Origin of the sequence: Acidisphaera rubrifaciens HS-AP3 (genome assembly GCF_000964365.1) — a bacterium.
Classification (GTDB): Bacteria; Pseudomonadota; Alphaproteobacteria; order Acetobacterales; family Acetobacteraceae; genus Acidisphaera; species Acidisphaera rubrifaciens.
Window position 1 is genome coordinate 1 of the sequence record NZ_BANB01000537.1, and the last position, 3,277, is coordinate 3,277.

The 3,277-nt window shown below is 73.3% G+C and carries 5 protein-coding genes; 1 reads left to right on the forward strand and 4 read right to left on the reverse strand.

Going from position 1 to position 3,277, the window contains the following annotated elements; all coding sequences use genetic code 11:
- The 4 genes from B8460_RS14250 to hisG all read right to left on the reverse strand — a co-directional run.
- A partial coding sequence (locus B8460_RS14250; RefSeq protein WP_199445655.1) for a Maf family protein occupies positions 1–314 on the reverse strand: 314 nt, incomplete at its 3' end.
- 19 nt (positions 315–333) lie between these two features.
- Positions 334–552 carry a translation initiation factor IF-1 gene (infA, locus tag B8460_RS14255; RefSeq protein WP_048862278.1) on the reverse strand — a complete coding sequence of 73 codons (219 nt, stop codon included), beginning with the start codon at positions 550–552 and terminating at the stop codon, positions 334–336.
- Positions 553–620: 68 nt separating this feature from the next.
- The gene (hisD, locus tag B8460_RS14260) at positions 621–1,922 is read right to left on the reverse strand and encodes a histidinol dehydrogenase (protein ID WP_048862279.1); all 1,302 of its coding nucleotides are present in this window, start codon (positions 1,920–1,922) and stop codon (positions 621–623) included.
- Positions 1,919–2,629 carry an ATP phosphoribosyltransferase gene (gene hisG / locus B8460_RS14265; protein WP_048862280.1) on the reverse strand — a complete coding sequence of 237 codons (711 nt, stop codon included), beginning with the start codon at positions 2,627–2,629 and terminating at the stop codon, positions 1,919–1,921. The genes hisD and hisG overlap by 4 nt, the downstream gene beginning before the upstream one ends.
- Positions 2,630–2,734: 105 nt before the next feature.
- Here hisG and B8460_RS14270 point away from each other — a divergent pair.
- On the forward strand, positions 2,735–3,277 hold a 543-nt coding region (locus tag B8460_RS14270; RefSeq protein ID WP_048862281.1), incomplete at its 3' end, for a VIT1/CCC1 transporter family protein.

The window sequence follows — 3,277 nt, forward strand, 5'->3', positions numbered from 1 at the left end:
GCCGCGTCCGCGTCAGCCGGCTTGCCGAGGATGCGGCGGCCCAGCCCAACCACCGTGTCGGCGGCCAGCACGAACCCGTCCGCCGCATCCGCCACCGCCGCCGCCTTCGCCGCGGCCAGTCGCTCGGCGCAGACGCGCGGCGTCTCGCCCGGGCGGGTGCGTTCGTCGATGTCGGTGGCGACCACGCGGTCGGGCACCACGCCGATCTGCGCGAGCAGATCAAGCCGGCGGGCGCTGGCGGAGGCGAGGATCAGGCGCGGCGGGCGCGCACGGGATGATGGCGGGCAAGCTGGGGGCGGGGGCGGCTCGGCCACGGCGCCACGGTACCCGACGCTACTTGAAGCGGAAGGTGATACGGCCCTTGGTCAGGTCGTAGGGGGTCATCTCGACGTTGACCCGGTCGCCGGCCAGCACGCGGATGCGGTTCTTCCGCATCTTGCCGCTGGTATGCGCCAGGATCGTATGCTCGTTATCGAGTTTCACCCGGAACATCGCGTTCGGCAGCAGCTCCATGACGGTGCCGCTGAACTCGATCATGTCTTCTTTCGACATCCAACCTCATCTGAAGGGCGGGGTCGCCCATTGATCCGGCGGGAACATGCGCACCGGGGGCGGGAGGGTCAAGCCGGCTGACCGGAGTCGAGGCGTATCGCAATGCTGCGGGCGTGCGCTTGCAACCCTTCGGCCTCCGCCAGCGCCACCGCCGCCGGTCCGACGCGGCCGAGCGCCGCCGCGTCCGCCGCGACCCAGGTCGTGCGCTTGAGGAAGTCGTAGACGGACAGGCCTGAGGCGAAACGCGACGTGCGGCCGGTCGGCAGCACATGGTTCGGCCCGGCCACGTAGTCGCCCACCGCCTCCGGGCACCACGCGCCTAGGAACGCGGCCCCGGCGTGGCGGATGCGGCCGAACAGCGCCTCGGGCTCGGCCGTCATGATCTGCAGATGCTCCGGCGCGAGGCGATCGACGAGGCCGGCCGCCTCGTCCCAGTCGCGCACCAGCACGATCGCGCCGTTGCGCCGCCAGCTCGCCCCCGCGATCGCCGCGCGGGGCAGGGCCTGCAACGCGATCTCCACCGCCACGGCGACGGCGTCGGCGAACGCGGCGTCGTCGGTGATCAGGATCGACTGCGCCGCCTCGTCATGCTCGGCCTGCGCCAGCAGGTCGAGGGCGACGTGGCGCGGGTTCTGCCGGCCGTCGGCCAGGACCACGACCTCGGACGGGCCGGCGATGCTGTCGATGCCGACGCGGCCGAACACCTGCCGCTTGGCCTCCGCCACGTAGGCGTTGCCGGGACCGACGATGCGGTCGACGGGACGGATGGTGGCGGTGCCCCAGGCGAGGGCGGCGACGGCCTGCGCGCCGCCGATGCGGTAGATCTCGTCCACGCCCGCCCGCCGCGCGGCGGCCAGCACCAGTGGCGCCAGCATCCCGTCCGGGGTGGGCACGCACATCGCGATCCGCCCGACCCCCGCCGCCCGGGCCGGGATCGCGTTCATCAGCACGCTCGACGGATAGGCGGCCTTGCCGCCCGGCACATACAGCCCGACCGCGTCGAGCGGCGTCCAGCGCATGCCGAGCGTCAGGCCCGCCGCGTCGGTCATGCGCAGGTCGGACGGCAACTGCGCCGCGTGAAACGCCTCGATCCGCCCCGCCGCCACCTCCAGCGCCTCCGCCAGCGGGGCGGGCACGGCGGCGACCGCCGCGTCGATCTCGGCGGACGTGACACGCAGGGTTTCGGGGGTCAGCCGCACGCGGTCGAACCGCTCCGTCAGCTCGATCAGCGCCGCGTCGCCGCGCGCGCGCACGTCGGCGATGATGGCCGCGACCGGGGCATCGACGCGCGTGGTGGTGTCGCGCGCCTCTTCCAGCAGGGCGTCGAAGGTTGCGCCGAACCCGGGATCGGCCGTCGAAAGCCGTCTCATGCCGCGGCCTTGTCCGTGCCGGCGAGCGCCGCGCGGAAGCGGGCGATCCAGGCGCCGATCGCCTCCGGCCGCGTCTTCAGCGCCGAACGGTTGACGATCAGGCGCGACGTGACCTTGGCGATCACCTCCGTCTCGACGAGCCCGTTGGCCTTCAGCGTGGAGCCGGTCTGCACCAGATCCACGATCAGCCGCGACAGCCCCATGCCGGGCGCCAGTTCCATCGCGCCGTTCAGGTGGACGATCTCCGCCTGGATTCCGCGCGCGGCGTAGTGGCGGCGGGCGATGTTGGGGTATTTCGTCGCCACCCGCACCTGCGACCAGCGCTGCGGATCGTCGCTGCCGGCGGTGTCGCGCGGCTCCGCGACCGAGACGCGGCAGGCGCCGATGCCGAGATCGAGGGGCGCGTAGATTTCCGAATAGTCGAACTCCATCAGCACGTCCGCGCCGCAGATCCCGATCTGCGCGGCGCCGAAGGCGACAAAGGTCGCGACGTCAAAGGGGCGGACGCGTATCACGTCGAGCGCCGGGTCGCTGGTCGGAAAGCGCAACCGGCGGCTGTCCTCGTCGGCATAGTCGGGGGCGGGCTCGACACCGGCGCGCGCCAGAAGCTGCCCGGCCTCCGCCAGGATGCGCCCCTTGGGCAGCGCCAGGACGATCGGGCCGTCGGCCTCCGGCTCCGTCGCCGCGGCGGGGTAGGGGGCTGTCATGATATCGCGCGCGTTCCGTCTGCTCCGGGCGGGCATCTACACCACGCCCCGGACGGGTGGAAGAACCCGCCCTCCGGGCCAGGACCCACGAAAGGCCGCGCCGCCATGCCCCGCCCGCACCGCGAATCGCATCTGATCGCCCGCATCGGCTGGCTGCGTGCCGCCGTGCTCGGCGCCAATGACGGGATCATCTCCATCGCGAGCCTGATGCTCGGCGTCGCCTCCGCCGCCACCGCGCCGGGCGGGGTGCTGCTGACCGGCGTCGCCGGGCTGGTGGCGGGGGCGATGTCGATGGCGGCCGGCGAATATGTCTCGGTCAGCTCGCAGTCCGACACCGAGCGGGCGGATCTGGCGCGCGAGCGGCAGGAACTCGCGACCGACGCGCCGGCCGAGCGGGAGGAACTCGCCCGCATCTATGTCGCGCGCGGGCTGGAGCCCGATCTGGCCCGCACCGTCGCCGGCCAGTTGATGGCCCACGACGCCCTCGGGGCCCATTTGCGCGACGAGCTTGGGCTGTCGGAGATGACGAGCGCCCGTCCGGTGCAGGCGGCGCTGGCTTCCGCGGCCACTTTCTCCGTGGGCGCGGCGGCGCCGCTGCTGCTGGCCGTGCTGGCGCCGCGCCCGTGGCAGGTGCCGGCCATCGCCGCC